The organism is Pseudomonas sp. URMO17WK12:I9 (assembly GCF_900230165.1).
GTDB classification, from domain to species: domain Bacteria; phylum Pseudomonadota; class Gammaproteobacteria; order Pseudomonadales; family Pseudomonadaceae; genus Aquipseudomonas; species Aquipseudomonas fulva.
The window spans coordinates 370,618-385,188 of the sequence record NZ_OCMQ01000001.1 but is presented as its reverse complement, the minus strand read 5'-3'; the positions used below and the strand labels follow the sequence as shown (position 1 = coordinate 385,188).

General features: G+C 63.7%; 12 protein-coding genes. 5 read left to right on the top strand and 7 right to left on the bottom strand.

Annotated features, from left to right (window positions below; all coding sequences use genetic code 11):
• Positions 1-21: 21 nt before the first annotated feature.
• On the top strand, positions 22-894 hold the full coding sequence (locus CRP40_RS01755) for a LysR family transcriptional regulator (RefSeq protein WP_027915866.1): 873 nt from the start codon (positions 22-24) through the stop codon (positions 892-894).
• Positions 895-981: 87 nt separating this feature from the next.
• Here CRP40_RS01755 and CRP40_RS01750 read toward each other — a convergent pair whose 3' ends face one another.
• The 5 genes from CRP40_RS01750 to CRP40_RS01730 form a co-directional block, all read right to left on the bottom strand.
• Positions 982-2,814, bottom strand: coding sequence for an ABC transporter ATP-binding protein (locus tag CRP40_RS01750; protein WP_027915865.1), 1,833 nt, complete (start codon positions 2,812-2,814; stop codon positions 982-984).
• Positions 2,807-3,439, bottom strand: a complete 633-nt coding sequence (locus CRP40_RS01745) for a DsbA family protein (protein ID WP_027915864.1) — start codon at positions 3,437-3,439, stop codon at positions 2,807-2,809. The genes CRP40_RS01750 and CRP40_RS01745 overlap by 8 nt, the downstream gene beginning before the upstream one ends.
• A 3-nt stretch (positions 3,440-3,442) precedes the next feature.
• Positions 3,443-4,375, bottom strand: coding sequence for a rhodanese-related sulfurtransferase (locus tag CRP40_RS01740; protein ID WP_027915863.1), 933 nt, complete (start codon positions 4,373-4,375; stop codon positions 3,443-3,445).
• A 217-nt stretch (positions 4,376-4,592) separates the two neighbouring features.
• Positions 4,593-4,889, bottom strand: a complete 297-nt coding sequence (locus CRP40_RS01735; RefSeq protein ID WP_027915862.1) for a BolA family protein — start codon at positions 4,887-4,889, stop codon at positions 4,593-4,595.
• An 8-nt stretch (positions 4,890-4,897) separates the two neighbouring features.
• Positions 4,898-5,422: a DUF2059 domain-containing protein gene (locus CRP40_RS01730; RefSeq protein ID WP_027915861.1), complete on the bottom strand. Its 525-nt coding sequence runs from the start codon at positions 5,420-5,422 to the stop codon at positions 4,898-4,900.
• A 152-nt stretch (positions 5,423-5,574) separates the two neighbouring features.
• On the opposite strand from CRP40_RS01730, the gene CRP40_RS01725 reads away from it, so the two are divergent.
• Positions 5,575-6,969: a class II fumarate hydratase gene (locus tag CRP40_RS01725; RefSeq protein ID WP_027915860.1), complete on the top strand. Its 1,395-nt coding sequence runs from the start codon at positions 5,575-5,577 to the stop codon at positions 6,967-6,969.
• A gap of 211 nt (positions 6,970-7,180) precedes the next feature.
• Here the strand turns inward: CRP40_RS01725 and CRP40_RS01715 are convergent, their stop codons facing one another.
• Entirely contained in the window at positions 7,181-8,143 is a 963-nt protein-coding gene (locus CRP40_RS01715) for a DMT family transporter (protein WP_027915858.1), read from the bottom strand.
• Between the two features lie 182 nt (positions 8,144-8,325).
• Complete coding sequence (gene pap / locus CRP40_RS01710; protein ID WP_027915857.1) at positions 8,326-9,819, bottom strand: polyphosphate:AMP phosphotransferase; 1,494 nt, start codon at positions 9,817-9,819, stop codon at positions 8,326-8,328.
• Between the two features lie 130 nt (positions 9,820-9,949).
• Here pap and mnmC point away from each other — a divergent pair, with 130 nt between their 5' ends.
• The 3 genes from mnmC to CRP40_RS01695 all read left to right on the top strand — a co-directional run bounded on the left by mnmC (position 9,950) and on the right by CRP40_RS01695 (position 14,564).
• Positions 9,950-11,920, top strand: a complete 1,971-nt coding sequence (gene mnmC, locus CRP40_RS01705; RefSeq protein WP_027915856.1) for a bifunctional tRNA (5-methylaminomethyl-2-thiouridine)(34)-methyltransferase MnmD/FAD-dependent 5-carboxymethylaminomethyl-2-thiouridine(34) oxidoreductase MnmC — start codon at positions 9,950-9,952, stop codon at positions 11,918-11,920.
• Between the two features lie 108 nt (positions 11,921-12,028).
• The gene (locus CRP40_RS01700) at positions 12,029-12,436 is read left to right on the top strand and encodes a DUF2946 family protein (RefSeq protein ID WP_023533821.1); all 408 of its coding nucleotides are present in this window, start codon (positions 12,029-12,031) and stop codon (positions 12,434-12,436) included.
• 76 nt (positions 12,437-12,512) lie between these two features.
• Positions 12,513-14,564, top strand: coding sequence for a TonB-dependent receptor (locus CRP40_RS01695; RefSeq protein WP_027915855.1), 2,052 nt, complete (start codon positions 12,513-12,515; stop codon positions 14,562-14,564).
• The last annotated feature ends 7 nt before the right edge of the window (positions 14,565-14,571 follow it).

Sequence of the window (14,571 nt, the reverse complement as noted above, 5' to 3'; positions counted from 1 at the left end):
GGCCACGTTCGGAAAAACAAAATGAAGAATGCGATCCAGCTCATCCGTGCGTTCCTGGCGGTGGCGCGAACCGGTAACTTTTCCAAGGCCGCCCTGACCCTGAACCTGTCGCCCTCGGCGCTCACCGTGCAGATTCGCCAACTCGAAGACTGGCTTGGGGTGACCTTGCTCGAACGCAGCCCGCGTCACGTAGGCCTCACCGCTGCGGGTCAGCATGCGTTGTTGCCGATGGAAAAGTTGCTGCTCGATCTGGACAACATCGTCGAGGCGGCCCGTGACCATGCCACCTCCCGCCGTGGTGTACTGACCATCGCGGCCCTGCCCTCGCTGTGCTCGGGGTTGCTGCCAGGCGTGGTGCAGCGCTTTCGCGAACGCTTCCCCGGCATCGAGGTCAGGCTGCGTGACGTGGTAGCCCAGCGCATCGATACGCTAGTGCTGGAGCAGGAAGTGGATTTCGGCCTGGGTGTGCAGGCACGGCCTACCCAAGGGCTGGCGTTCAAGGCCGTGCTCGAAGATCGCCTGTGCCTGTACGTACCGCACGACCACCCCTTGGCCAGGCATACGGCGGTGACGCTGGCCGAAGCGGCGGCATACCCCATGCTGCTGACCGGACGGGACAGCAGCGTGCGCAACCTGGTCGAGCGGCTGTTCGCCGACGCGCGCCTGCCCCTGGCGGCAGGGCTAGAAGCTAACTACATGTCGACGGTGCTGGCACTGGTGCGTCAGGGCCAGGGCGTGGCGTTGTTGCCCGAGTCGGCCGACGAGGGCCGTCACGAAGTGAGCAAGGTGGCGGTGGATCATCCGGGAGTGGTACGCGAGATCGGCGTGATCACGCGGGCTGAACAGGTGATGGCGCCGGCCGGTGTCGAATTCCTGCGATTGCTCAGGCCCTAGCCTGGGTGTGAAACGCTCGAATACTCGGTGAGACTGTGTTGCAAGCAGCCCCGTCTGACCGTCGCCCCAAGGCACTTCACACAGCGCTCAGAGCTGCTGCAGGTGCCCGTACAGTTTGGCGTACAACCCGCCCTCGGCAATCAACTGCTGATGGTCGCCGTCCTCGGCCACATGACCGCCGTCGAACACCAGCACCCGGTCCGCCTGTTTCACCGCCGACAAGCGGTGGGCAATGATCAGCGTGGTGCGGCCCTTGAGAAAACGCGCCAGCGCCTGATGCAGGTTGTATTCGGTGGCAGCGTCCAGCGCCGAGGTGGCTTCGTCCAGAATGACCACCTTGGGTTCGGCCAGTACCATGCGTGCAATGGCCAACCGTTGACGCTGACCGCCGGACAAGCGAACACCCGAACGTCCCACCACGCTGTCCAGGCCGTGAGGCAGCGCGGCGATGGTGCCGTCGAGCTGAGCGATCCGCAGTGCCTGCCAGCAGGCATCATCGGTGCAGTCCCGGCCCATGGTCAGGTTGGCCCGCACACTGTCGTTGAACAGCGACGGGTGCTGCAAGACCACGGCCACCTGCTCACGCAGGGTTTCCAGGCCGATTTCCTGCAGGGTGGCACCGCCGAAGCGAATGGTGCCTGCATCCGCGCTGTACAGCCCGAGCAGCAGCTGCACGAGCGTGCTCTTGCCACCCCCGCTGGCGCCGACAATGGCCACCTTCTCACCGGGTGCGATGGCCAGGTTCAGGTTATCCAGCACCGGCTCGTCGGCGTAGGCAAAGGACAGGTCCCGTACCTCGATGCCCACCGTGGCGTGCCCGGCGAAAGGGTCACTGGCTGCCGGGTACTGGGGCTCGTCGGCGCGTGCCAGCAGCTCATTGAGGCGGTTGAGCGCACCGCCAGCGGCATAGTAGGCATATTGCAGGTTCAGCAACTGCTCGACCGGGCCGATCATGAACCAGAGGTAGCTGAAGACGGCAAGCATCTGGCCAATCGACAAGTCCGAGAACAACACCGTCAACATGGCCGCTGCGCGGAAAATGTCGATGCCGAACTGGAACAACAGCCCGCTGGCGCGGCCGCTGGCGTCGCTCTTCCACTGCGATTCCACGGCGTAGTCGCGCACCTCGCGCGCCTTGACGCCCAATCGACCGAGGAAATAGCCCTGGCGGTTACTGGCGCGGACCTCCTGGATGGCATCGAGCGTTTCGGCTAACGCCTGGGTGAAGCGGGCCGTGCTGTCGTTCTCGAGCTTTTTCAGGTGCTTGACCCGCTTGCCCAACTGCACCGTGAAGTAGATGACCAGCGGGTTGAACAGCAGGATCAGCAGCGCCAGTTGCCAGTGCATCCACAGCAGGATGGCGGCCGTGCCGGTGAGGGTGAGCATGGCGACCAGAAAGCGGCTGAGGGTCTCGCCCACGAACTTGTCGAGGGTGTCCAGGTCCGTGACCAGGTGCGTGGTGACCGTGCCGCTGCCCAGGTTCTCGTACTCTTTCAGGGAAATACGCTTGAGCCGTTCGATCAGGCGAATGCGTAGCCGGTAGACGATGTCCTTGGCCAATCCGGCGAACAGCCTGGCCTGGATGACGTTGAACGCCAGTGCCGCCAGGCGCAGGCACAAGGTCAGGCACAACATCAGGCCGATATAGCCTGCTGCGACCTGCCAGCCAGACGGCAGCAGCTGGTTCATCCACTTGAGCGCGGCATCGCCGTGCCCGAGCAGCACTTCATCCACCAGCAGCGGCAGCAATAATGGGATCGGGACACTGCAGCAGGCTGCCAGCACGGCAATCAGGTTCGCCGTCCACAGCTGCTTTTTGTGGTGCAGGGCAAGCCGGCGGATTTCCGACCAGCTCAACCGGTCGGCCGAGCCCGCCGGCTTGGACGGCGCCGGGTCGGGCGACCCGGGCACATCAAGCATTGGCAGCCTGCTGCAGCCAGCGGCCAAGCAACGGTTGCAGACGCTCAAGCGGCTGATAACCGTTGGTCAGCAAGGCCAGTTGACCGTTGCGCTCAGCGAGCAAGGTCGGGAAGCCCGCGATGCCCAAGCCTTGCGCCCAGGCGAAATCCGCGGCGGTGGCAGCGCGGGTTTCGGCGCGGGTGAACGCCTCGGCGAACGGCCCGCGCTCAAAACCCGCCTGCTCGGCCAGCTCCACCAGGTGCGGGGCGGTGGTCACGTCATGAGCCCCTTCATAGAACGCAGACTGTATGGCTGCCAGCAGAGGCCAGAGGCGCTCGCCATCCAACTCGCGGGCAGCAACCAGTGCTCGGCAGGCCGGTTCGGTGTCGTAGACAAAGCCGTCGGGCATGGCGCCCTCGAAATTGAAAGGCTGCCCCGTTGTCTGGGCCACGGCCTGCCAATGCTCGAGAATGTACTTGCGGGTGGCGCCGTCCAGCGCGGCACTGCCGCTGCGCAGCCCGCCGACCACCAGATGGGTAGGCACGCCCGCCTGACTGGCCTGATCGATCAGCGCACTGGCCACCGGTGCGAAGCCCCAGCACCAGGAACACATCGGGTCCATCACGTAGATCAGGCGCGCAGACATCAATCAGGCCTCGGCTTTGTAGTTGTGGCCAATCGGGTGTGGCAGGTTGCGGGCCTTGGCCAGCTCGATCTGCTTCTGCCGGTCGATGGCGCTGCGGCGGGTCTTTTCGCTCAGCGAATCCCAGCAGTGCGGGCAGCTTACACCTGGCGAGTAGTGCTCCGAGGCACGCTCCTGGGCATTGATCGGGTGACGGCAGGCGTGGCACTGGTCATATTCACCCTCGCTCAGGTCATGGCGAACCGTGACGCGGTTATCGAACACGAAGCAGTCGCCCTCCCACAGGCTTTGTTCCTGTGGCACTTCCTCGAAGTACTTCAGGATGCCACCTTTCAGATGATAGACCTCCTCGAAGCCTTCACCGAGCATATAGCTGGACGCTTTTTCGCAACGGATGCCGCCAGTGCAGAACATGGCGACCTTCTTGTGGCGGGCCGGGTCGAAGTTGGCCTTGATGTAGTCGGGAAATTCGCGGAACGTTTCGGTCTTGGGGTCGATGGCACCCTTGAACGTGCCGATGGCCACTTCGTAGTCGTTGCGCGTGTCGACCAGCAGCACCTCGGGGTCGCTGATCAGCGCGTTCCAGTCCTTGGGCTCGACGTAGGTGCCCACCGCCTGATTGGGGTCGACCCCAGGCACGCCCAGGGTGACGATCTCTTTCTTGAGCTTGACCTTGGTACGGTAGAAGGGCTGCTCGTCGCAGTACGACTCCTTGTGGTCGATGTCCACCAGGCGCGGGTCGCTGCGCAGCCAGGCCAGCAGGCCGTCGATGCCTTCGCGGGTGGCCGACACGGTGCCGTTGATGCCCTCATGGGCCAACAGCAAGGTGCCTTTGACATGGTTGTCGAGCATGGCCTTGAGCAGCGGCTCGCGTAGCTCGACGTAGTCTTGCAAGGTGACGAACTTGTACAGCGCCGCGACGACGATGGGGTGTGACATGAATCAGGTTCTCCAGGTGGCTGCCCTCGTAAGGGGCGGACCGGGTTACACAATGAACAAAGGGCCGCCGCACGCCCATCGCAGGCACACCTGCCGCTTCAGGTGCCCGGTGCGTCAACGCAGTGGGGTTACCTGAAGCAGCTGGCGTACCAGCGATGGGCTGTGCAGCAGCCCCTTTTTGGGATGAAGCGGATTCTACCAGAACAACAGCAAGCTTTCAGTGCCCGCCGCCGGCGCAGACAGGCGATGCCGGCGCACTGCCGACCTGTGCCCATTCATCGCCGGTATAGGTGTGAATCGCCAGCGCATGAATCTGGCCCATCAGCTCGCCCATGGTCGCATACACCTTCTGGTGCCGCTTGACGCTGTTCAAGCCTTCGAACACCTCGCTCACGATCACGGCCTTGTAGTGGGTCTGCTGACCACGGCTGTGCATGTGGCTTTCATCGAGCACCTGCAGGTGCTGAGGCGCCAGGCTCGCCAGTTGCTGTTCGATACGCTGTTGCATGTTCATGGCCGTGCTCACTTCTTGGCTGGCGCGGCTGCCTTGCCGTAGTTAGGGTCCAGCTCCTTGGTCATGTCTTCAAGCAGCTTGTTGACCACCGGCACCGCCGGTTCGAGGGTCTGCTGGGTCAGCTGAGCCGATTGCTGGGTGACCTTGGGCATCTCGCGCAGCACCTTGCGGCCAAGGGGCGACTCGTAGAACTTGACCAGGTCCTTGAGCTCTTGCTCGGTAAAGGTCTGGGTGTAGAGGTCGACCATCTTGGGCTTGAGCTTCTTCCAGCCGATGGCGTTGTCCAGCGCGGCGTTGGCCTTGGCCTGGTAGCTTTCCAGCACAGGCTGCTTGGAGGCAGGCGCCTTGGTCTGGGCAAAGCGCTGGGCGAACATCTGCTGCACTTGCATGTACACCGGCGTGCCCAGTTTGTCGGCATTGGCCAAGGTCAGGAATTTCTCGGCAGCGGCGTTGTGGCTGGGGGTGGCGGCCAGGACCTGGCCACTGGCGCAAGCCAGGGCGACAGCAGCACAGAGGACACGAAGACGGGTCATTGCATTTCCTTCAGGAGGGGGAGGCGGTACCTCAGAGCGAGCATTCTGCGCCCGCCAGGGCGAGCTGCTCAAGTGGCACGACAGGCGATTGAACCGCCAGGTCGCATGAGGGCCTAAACTGCTGATTCTGACTGACAGGGAGTGAATGCAGCATGAGCCGTATCGAAACAGACAGCCTTGGGCCGGTTGAAGTTCCTGAGCACGCCTACTGGGGCGCGCAGACTCAGCGCTCGTTGATCAACTTCGCCATCGGCCAGCAACGTATGCCGCTCGCCGTCCTGCATGCCCTGGCGCTGATCAAGAAGGCCGCTGCCCGCGTCAACGACCGCAACGGTGCACTGCCCGCCGACATTGCCCGGCTGATTGAGCAGGCCGCCGATGAGGTCCTGGACGGCAAGCACGACGATCAGTTCCCGCTGGTGGTCTGGCAGACCGGCAGTGGCACGCAGAGCAACATGAACGTCAACGAGGTGATCGCAGGTCGCGCCAACGAACTGGCCGGCCAGGTGCGCGGCGGCAAGTCGCCGGTGCACCCCAACGATCACGTCAACCGCTCCCAGAGCTCCAACGACTGCTTCCCCACCGCCATGCACATCGCAGCCGCCCAGGCCGTGCACGCGCAACTGCTGCCGGCCATCGCCGAGCTGTCCTCGGGCCTGGCTGAGCTGTCGGCACGGCACCATCGCCTGGTCAAAACCGGACGCACCCACATGATGGATGCCACGCCGATTACCTTCGGCCAGGAAGTCTCGGCGTTCGTGGCGCAACTCGATTATGCCCAGCGCGCCATCCGCGCCAGCCTGCCGGCGGTCTATGAGCTGGCCCAGGGCGGCACGGCGGTGGGCACGGGCCTCAATGCGCCCCAGGGGTTCGCCGAAGCCATTGCTGCCGAGCTGGCCGCTCTGTCCGGGCTGCCCTTCGTGACCGCACCCAACAAGTTTGCAGCGCTGGCCGGGCACGAGCCGCTGACCAGCCTGGCTGGGGGGCTGAAAACCTTGGCGGTGGCCTTGATGAAGATCGCCAACGACCTGCGCCTGCTCGGATCAGGGCCCCGTGCGGGGTTGGCCGAGGTGCGCTTGCCCGCCAACGAGCCCGGCAGTTCGATCATGCCGGGCAAGGTCAACCCGACACAGTGCGAGGCGCTGTCGATGCTGGCCTGCCAGGTGCTTGGCAACGATACCACCATCGGTTTTGCCGCCAGCCAGGGGCATCTGCAGTTGAACGTGTTCAAGCCGGTGATCATCCACAACCTGCTGCAGTCCATCGAGCTGTTGGCAGACGGTTGCCGCAACTTTCAGCAGCATTGCGTAGCGGGCATCGAGCCAGATACCGAGCAGATGGCCGCACACCTGGAGCGAGGGCTGATGCTGGTAACGGCACTCAACCCGCATATCGGGTACGACAAGGCCGCAGAGATCGCCAAGAAAGCCTATGGCGAGGGCAAGACCCTGCGTGAGGCGGCGCTTGAGCTGGACTACCTCACCAACGAGCAGTTCGATGAGTGGGTAAGGCCGGAGAACATGCTGGCGCCGGGTGGCAAGGGTTGAAGTCTGTGGGGGCGGCTTGCGTTGCCCCCTTTTATTCGGCAACGCCAAAAAGGCTCGCGCATTGGGTGTGGGAGCAACTGTCTTGCACCGCATCCGGGCCAGCGAGTCCCCGTGTGAGCGGCAGGGATAGGCTGCCGAGCGGCCGCAACCATTCCTGCTGCTCCTTCTGCCCAACCGGCGTCTGATCAGAGGCGCCACCCGCCCCCAACACCTAGGACACCTGCGCAAGCCGCGCGCGACGTGCCCGCCATCCCGCCACCAGTGAAGGCCCGAGCGCAACCAGCGCCGAGCCTGCCACCACGACCACAGCCCCTACATACCCGAGCAGGTTGATCTGCTCCGCCTGCACATACTCAGGCCACACCAGCGCAGCCAGTGCCACCGCCACGAACGTCACCAAGGGCGTCAATGCCAACGTCGCACTGACCCGGGAAGCCTCCCAATGCGCCAGGGCTTCGGCAAAGGCGCCATAGGCCACCAGCGTGTTCAGGCAGCACGCCAGCAGCAGCCAGCTCTGTACGGGGCTCAGTTGCAAGACTTCCAGCGGCTGCACCCAAGGCGTCAGCAGCGCCGCGCAGCACAGGTAGATCACCATCATCACCTGCTGCGAGTTCCACACCGTCAGCAACTGCTTCTGGCTCAAGGCGTAGAACACCCAGATACTGGTGGCCAGCACAATGGTGAGCACACCTGTGGTATAGGCGCCAAGCGAAGTCAACAGTTCTTCCAGGCGCTGGTTGAAGAACAGCCCGAAACCTGCCAGCAGGATCAACAGCCCCACCCCCTGCCCTACGCTGAATCGCTCGCGAAACACGAATACGCTGGCCACCAGCAACAGCACCGGCCCCAGCTGCACCACCAGCTGCGCCGTACCAGGGCTGAGCAGCTTCAAGCCGATCAGGTACAGCACGTAATTGCCCATCAGCCCCAGCACCGCCACCCCCACCAGGCCCCTGCCCTTGCGCGTGAGCCTGCCCAAAGACGGCAGGCGACGGTTGGCCGTCAGCCAGGCGCACAGCAGCCCACCGGACACCAGCAGGCGATACCAGGTCACCGTCAACGGGTCCATCACCTGCAACACCTGCTTGAGCTTGATCGGCAGGATGCCCCATAGCAATGCAGTCAACAGGGCAAGCAGCAGGCCGTGAACCCAACGGCCGGAGGTGGTATGCATGGTGTCCTCGATCAGATCCGTGGTGGGGGTGGCTGAATTCTACGGGGTTGCGCAGGTAACCAGCGCAGGCATGCCGGGAAAAGAATTCATCACGTCATTCTATGGGGGCATGATGCGGGCAACACACCGGAGCGCAGCCGCGTTGCACATGCCCACCTGCCTGTCAGGGGTGCGCGCCCCGCCTACTTCTTGTGCTTGGCGAACGCCGCTTCCAGCGCCTCGTTGATAGTGCGCAGGACCTTGACCCGCGCCCAGCGCTTGTCGTTGGCTTCGACCAACGTCCAGGGCGCAATCTCGCTGCTGGTGCGGTCGACCATATCGCCTACGGCCTGGCTGTAGTCGTCCCACTTGTCGCGGTTGCGCCAGTCGTCCTCGGTGATCTTGTAGCGCTTGAATGGGGTTTGCTCACGCTCCTCGAAGCGTTCGAGCTGGGTCTGCTGGTCGATGGCCAGCCAGAACTTGACCACTACCACGCCCGCGTTCACCAGTTGCTCTTCGAAGTCGTTGATTTCGCCATAGGCGCGCATCCAGTCGGCAGGGCTGCAGAACCCCTCGACCCGCTCCACCAGCACCCGGCCATACCAGGAGCGGTCGAAGATGGTGAACTTGCCACGCGCGGGAATGTGCCGCCAAAAACGCCACAGGTAAGGCTGCGCGCGTTCTTCTTCGGTCGGCGCGGCAATGGGCACGATCCGGTACTGACGGGGGTCCAGGGCAGCGGCCACGCGCCGGATCGCACCGCCTTTGCCCGCCGCATCATTGCCTTCGAAGGCCGCTACAAGGGCATGACGGCGCATGTGCTTGTGACGCAGCAAACCGGCCAGGCGCGCCTGCTCGGTGACCAGTTGCTCTTGATAGTCGGCCTTGTCCAGACGCACTGTCAGGTCCAAGGCGCCGAGCAGGCTGCGCTGATCAATGCTGCGCCCGAGCGGCGCGACATTGCCCACGTGCTTACCCTTGGGATTGTTGGCCAGGGCCGCCTGCAAGCTGTCGAGCAGGATACGCCCGACGGCCAGGCTGCGGTAATTGGGATCAACCCCCTCGACGATATGCCAGGGCGCGTAATCGCGGCTGGTGCGGCGCAGCACACGTTCCCCGAAGCGCACGAAGCGGTCGTAGGTGTGCGACTGCTGCCAATCCAGCGGGCTGATCTTCCAGCTGTGCAAGGGGTCGTCCTTGAGGGATTTGAGCCGCGCCTTCATCTGCTTCTTGGAAAGATGAAACCAGAACTTGATGATCAACGCGCCTTCATCGCACAGCATCTGCTCCAGGCGTTCGGCGCCGTTGATGGCCTGGTCCAGCACCGCATCCTTCAACACTCCATGCACGCGCCCTTGCAGCATCTGGCTGTACCAGTTGCCAAAAAACACCCCCATGCGCCCCTTGGGCGGCAAGGCGCGCCAGTAACGCCAGGCCGGTGGCCGCGCCAGTTCCTCGTCGGTCTGCTGATCGAAGGTGAGCACATCGATCATGCGCGGGTCCATCCACTCGTTGAGCAGCTTGACCGTCTCGCCCTTGCCGGCCCCCTCCACGCCATTGATCAGCACGATGACCGGAAAACGCGCTTGCTGCTTGAGCTCATACTGGGCCTCGAGCAGTGCTTGACGCAGGGCTGGAACCTCGGCGTCGTAGGTTTGCTTGTCGATGCTGTGACCAATCTCGGCAGATTCGAACATGCACGGGCTCCTTCAATGGATAAACAAGACTAGCGCAAAAGCACACCTGGGGCGGGGGTTTGGGCTGCAAGAAAGCCCCAGCCATGCGACTATCGCCACTTCTTCAGTCGCTTGTCGCTGCGCACCCGCCATGACCGTATCTCCCCCTCTCCAGCACGCCCAGATCGACTGGGACGAACAGGGCCGCCCTCATTCGCGGCATTACGATGACGTGTACTTCGCCGTCAACGAAGGCATCGATGAAACCCGCCATGTGTTTCTCGGACAGACCCGCCTGGCGGAACGTTTCACTGCAATGGCGCCCCATGCCTGCGTGGTCATCGGCGAGACGGGCTTTGGCACCGGCATGAATTTCTACTGCGCCTGGCAACTGTTCGCGCAACATGCCCACGCAGACGCCCGGCTTCATTTCGTCAGCGTCGAGAAATTCCCCCTGGACCGCGATGACCTGGCCCGTGCCATCAGCCTGTGGCCAGAGCTTGCCGCTTACAGCCAGCCTTTGCTGGCGCAATACGTGGCAGTGCACCCGGGGTATCAGCAATTCACCTTCGAAGGTGGGCGCGTCACCCTCACCCTGCTGATCGGTGATGTGCTTGAGCAATTGCCAGAGCTCGACGCCCAGGTCGATGTCTGGTTCCTCGATGGCTTTGCCCCTGCCAAGAACCCCGACATGTGGACCCCGGCACTGTTCGCGCAACTGGCGCGGCTGTCCCACCCCGGCACCGTGCTGGGTACGTTCACCACCACCGGCTGGGTACGCCGCAGCCTCGTGGAGGCGGGTTTTGCCATGAAGAAGGTGCCTGGCATCGGCAAGAAGTGGGAAGTAATGAGCGGGGCGTATGTGGGCCCACCCCCTGCCCCGACAGCACCTTGGTACGCCCGACCGCCTTCAGGTGATGGGCCGCGTCAGGCCGTGGTGGTGGGTGCAGGGCTGGCCGGCAGCTGCACGGCGGCAAGCCTGGCCCGTCGAGGCTGGCAGGTCACGGTACTGGAGCGGCATGCGGCAGCGGCGCAGGAAGCGTCCGGCAACCCGCAGGGGGTGCTGTACCTCAAGCTATCGGCGCACGGCACGGCCTTGTCCCGAATGATTCTCGCCGGTTTCGGCTACACCCGCCGTCAGCTTGAGCACCTTCAGCGCGGCGAGGACTGGGACGCCTGCGGCGTCCTGCAACTGGCCTTCGACGACAAGGAGGCGGCGCGCCAGGAAAAGCTGGTGCAGGCCTTCGAGCCCGGGCTGGTACACGCATTGACCAAGGACCAGGCCCAGGCCGCTGCCGGCATCACCTTACCGGCAGGTGGGCTGTTCTATCCCGAAGGCGGCTGGGTGCATCCACCGGCGCTGTGCCGCCAACAGCTTGCGCATCCGAACATCCGCCTGGTCCCGCACCAAGAGGTTCTGTCGCTGCACAAGGTCGCTGGGCGGTGGCAGGCCTGGGCCGGTGATCAGTTGCTGGCCGACGCGCCGGTGATGGTCCTGGCCAGTGCTGCCGAGGTCAAACGGCTCGAGCCCTGTGCCGGCTTGCCGCTCAAGCGCATCCGTGGGCAGATCACCCGGCTACCCGCAACACTCCAGAGCCAAGGGCTGGGCACCGTGGTCTGCGCGCAAGGCTATGTAGCGCCTGCGCGATGCGGCGAACACACCCTGGGCGCCAGCTTCGATTTCCACAGCACTGACCTGACCCCCACGGCGGCCGAGCATGAGGGCAACCTGGCGCTGCTGGACGAAATTTCTCCTGACCTGTCCCTCCGCCTTGGCGCAACGGGGTTCAATGTGCAGGCGCTTGAAGGCCGCGCCGCTTTCCGGTGCACCAGCCCGGACTACCTGCCTATTGTTGGGCCGTTGGCCGACGACCCTGCCTTCGCCCAGGCCTATGCAGCCCTTGCCCGGGACGCACGACAAGTGCCGCAGGTGGCATGCCCTTGGCTCGAGGGCCTGTACGTCAACAGCGGCCACGGCTCACGGGGTTTGATCACCGCGCCGCTCAGCGGTGAGCTGGTGGCGGCCTGGGTCAGCGGCGAGCCGCTGCCGGTACCGCGAACGGTCGCCGAAGCCTGCCACCCCAACCGCTTTGCACTGCGCCGGCTGGTTCGGGGCAGATAGCAGGTGCCTCGTCCAGGCAGGCGCCCTGCGACAATAGGGCGCAGCTGCGACCTTTCATCCCCGAGCGCGAATAAGGCTTAATACGGGCCTTGTTCGCCTGGGGGTCGGATGACCGTACGTGCACGCTCACTTGTGTGTTTGCTTGCAGCCATTGCCGTGCTGTTCAACCTGCTGGCGATGCCGCTCGACCGCGCCTTGCAATCCCCCAGCATCGACAGCCAATCGCTGATCCTGGGCAGCTTCTGCAGCCTGCACGGTGCGCAAAGCCTGCCCAAGTCACTGCTGGCCCAGCTCAAGGCCGAACTGCCGCAGCTTGACGATCAGCCAGAAATGAAACACCAGGTCGGTGACTGCTGCTGTGGCCATGCCGGGCATGCCTTGATGGCCAGCAATTACTATCGCCACCTGTTCCCCCGCTACTGGCCCGACGCACTGCTGATCGGCGACAGCCACAAGCTGCCGTTGCCGCGTGAGCAGTGGCCCAAACTCAACCCCCGCGCCTCCCCCCTGGCCTGACCCGTCGCCGCTTACCCAATGCTGCCCCGCACCATGCGGCGCGCAGCGCTGCTCGACTGTCTCCAGGAAACACTTCATGTCTGCGTTTCGTCATACCGCACGCGCCGTCCTGCCCGTGCTCGCTGTTTACAGCCTTAGCCCCTTGTCATCGGCCGTTGCCGAAACACGCTCTGCCGAGAACTCGATAATGACCCTCGGTGCGGTCAGCGTGACCAGTACCGAAAGCGGCCCGCTGGCCACCCGCAGCGTGCTCAGTTCGGTGGATATTCTAGGCGGTGACATCCTCGAAAAAATGCCAGTGGCCTACAGCTGGGAGCTGTTGCGCCGGGCACCGGGGGTGATGCTCACCGAGTTCAACCAAGGCACTACCTCGGGCAAGCTGTCGTTTCGCGGCTTCAATGGCGAAGGCGAAGTGAATGCGGTCAAGTTGCTGATCGATGGGATCCCCAGCAACACCAATGACGGCAACATGCCCTTCATCGACGCGGTGTTCCCCATGGACATCGACAGCATCGACGTGGTGCGCGGCACCAGCGACCCGCGCTATGGCCTGAACAACATCGCCGGAAACGTCAACATCAACACCCGCACTGGCGGCAACTACAACAAGGCGCGCCTGCGCTACGGCAGTTTCAACACCCGCGAGGTGCAACTGGCCAAAGGCATCGAGACCAGCAACTGGACGCAGAACTACTTCTTCGCCCGCCAGCAGGTCGACGGTTACCGCGATCATGCCGAAACCGAACGCTACAGTTTTGGCGGCAAGTGGTTCTATACTCCTGACGATGGCAGCTATCGCCTTGGCCTGATCGCCCGCCACTACGAGTCAGAAGCTCAGGAGGCCGGCTACCTGACCGAGGATGACGCCCGCCATCATCCGCGCATGAGTAATGACTACAACGCCACGGACAAAGGCACGCGGCGAATGAATCAGGTCAGTGTGCACCTGGACGCCGACCTGGCCGAGACCCTGTCCTGGTCGGCCAAGACCTACTTCAATACCTATGACGACCGTCGCTGGACCCAGTACTGGCGCACGAGTTCACAGCAGGAGCGCGACACCTACGAGGACCAGTACGGCGCCATCACCTCGCTGACCTGGCGACCCCAGGTGGACTGGCTGCACGCCTTTGCGCTGGAAGGTGGCAGCGATGTGCAGAAGCAACAGAACCGCAGCGAGCGCTACCGCACCGTGGAGCGTGTACGCCAGGCGCAGACACGCGACCAGGACTTCGACTTCAACACGGTCGGTGCCTACGTGCAGGCGCAGATCGAGCCGTTCGAATCGTTGAAGATCGTGCCGGCCTACCGGGTGGACAAGATCAGTGGTGACTTCACCAACAAGATGACCGGGCAGGGCTACGACATCAACGACTACGGGCTGATCAAACAGCCCAAGCTCAGCATTGTCTATTCGCCATGGAAGTTCGCCAGCGTTTATGCCAACTGGGGCCGCACCTTCCAGGTCGGGACCGGCGCCGCAGCGTACAAGGTGCCGCCGCGCAACGAGGACCTGGCCCCTTCGATCAACGAAGGCTGGGAAACCGGCATCAAGTTCACCCCGGCCAGCTGGGTCGATGGCCGCGTGGCCTACTGGCGTCAGGATGCCTCTGGCGAAGTGAGCCGGCGCCTGAACGACCCCAGCGGGGAGTCAGACAATGTCGGTGAGACACGCCGTTGGGGCTACGACCTGCAGGTCAACCTGCACCCGGACGAGCGCACCGAGGTATGGATGTCGTACTCCTGGCAGTACTCCAAGATCCTTGAGCCCAGCAGCGCGTTACCAGGCAGCAAAGGCCAGGAAATCGATCACGTGCCCCACCATCTGTGGAACACCGGCATCAGCTACCAGGCCACGCCCGCGCTGCAGCTGACTGCCTGGGCGAACGGGCAGACCCACTACTACCTGGAGCGGGAGAACATCCAAGGTACGTATGGCGGCTACGTCCTGATGAACCTCGGTGCAACCTACAAGCTCAGCGAAACCATGAGCGTGGACTTGCAGTTGAAGAACCTGACCAACCGCTACTTCGAGTACGTCTGGTACGACCCGGATGGGGCAGATGCGTCACTGCACTCCCCCGGCGACGGCCGTGCGCTGTATGCAGGGCTCACCCTGGACTTCTGATGCAGGC

Excerpts from the sequence above, each read along its gene's own strand:
- CRP40_RS01755 (WP_027915866.1), top strand. The coding sequence starts at position 22 with ATGAAGAATGCGATCCAGCTCATCCGTGCGTTCCTGGCGGTGGCGCGA.
- CRP40_RS01715 (WP_027915858.1), bottom strand. The coding sequence starts at position 8,143 with ATGCATACCACCTCCGGCCGTTGGGTTCACGGCCTGCTGCTTGCCCTG.
- pap (WP_027915857.1), bottom strand. The coding sequence starts at position 9,819 with ATGTTCGAATCTGCCGAGATTGGTCACAGCATCGACAAGCAAACCTAC.
- mnmC (WP_027915856.1), top strand. The coding sequence starts at position 9,950 with ATGACCGTATCTCCCCCTCTCCAGCACGCCCAGATCGACTGGGACGAA.
- CRP40_RS01750 (WP_027915865.1), bottom strand. The coding sequence starts at position 2,814 with ATGCTTGATGTGCCCGGGTCGCCCGACCCGGCGCCGTCCAAGCCGGCG.
- CRP40_RS01740 (WP_027915863.1), bottom strand. The coding sequence starts at position 4,375 with ATGTCACACCCCATCGTCGTCGCGGCGCTGTACAAGTTCGTCACCTTG.
- CRP40_RS01695 (WP_027915855.1), top strand. The coding sequence starts at position 12,513 with ATGTCTGCGTTTCGTCATACCGCACGCGCCGTCCTGCCCGTGCTCGCT.
- CRP40_RS01745 (WP_027915864.1), bottom strand. The coding sequence starts at position 3,439 with ATGTCTGCGCGCCTGATCTACGTGATGGACCCGATGTGTTCCTGGTGC.
- CRP40_RS01730 (WP_027915861.1), bottom strand. The coding sequence starts at position 5,422 with ATGACCCGTCTTCGTGTCCTCTGTGCTGCTGTCGCCCTGGCTTGCGCC.
- CRP40_RS01700 (WP_023533821.1), top strand. The coding sequence starts at position 12,029 with ATGACCGTACGTGCACGCTCACTTGTGTGTTTGCTTGCAGCCATTGCC.
- CRP40_RS01735 (WP_027915862.1), bottom strand. The coding sequence starts at position 4,889 with ATGAACATGCAACAGCGTATCGAACAGCAACTGGCGAGCCTGGCGCCT.
- CRP40_RS01725 (WP_027915860.1), top strand. The coding sequence starts at position 5,575 with ATGAGCCGTATCGAAACAGACAGCCTTGGGCCGGTTGAAGTTCCTGAG.